Origin of the sequence: Mesorhizobium sp. M2E.F.Ca.ET.209.01.1.1 (genome assembly GCF_004010375.2) — a bacterium.
In the GTDB taxonomy this organism is placed as follows: Bacteria; Pseudomonadota; Alphaproteobacteria; order Rhizobiales; family Rhizobiaceae; genus Mesorhizobium.
On record NZ_SADP02001306.1, the window covers coordinates 1 to 283 of the forward strand.

General features: G+C 65.4%; 1 protein-coding gene. It reads right to left on the bottom strand.

Annotation, left to right across the window (positions count from 1 at the left end; genetic code table 11):
* A partial coding sequence (locus EN852_RS40175; protein ID WP_145994170.1) for a Rieske 2Fe-2S domain-containing protein occupies positions 1-283 on the bottom strand: 283 nt, incomplete at both ends.

Genomic DNA, 283 nt, shown 5'->3' on the forward strand with positions numbered 1-283 from the left:
CTCAGCCGGTGCGGCTTGAGATAGGGCTCGATCATCGCCCGCATCGGCGCGAAGTCGGCCGGCTCCTTGGCCAGGCAGATGAAGACATAGCCGGCGACGCTTTCGCAGGCGACCGGCTTCAGCCCGAACTGGCTCTTGTCGAACCCCTCGGCCATCTGGCGGGCGAACAGCAGGCGCCCGTCCAGCTCATAGGTCCACTGGTGATAGGGACAGACCAGTTTGGCGGCCATGCCCTTGTCGCTGTTGCAGACGCGGCTGCCGCGATGGCGGCAGGAATTGTGGA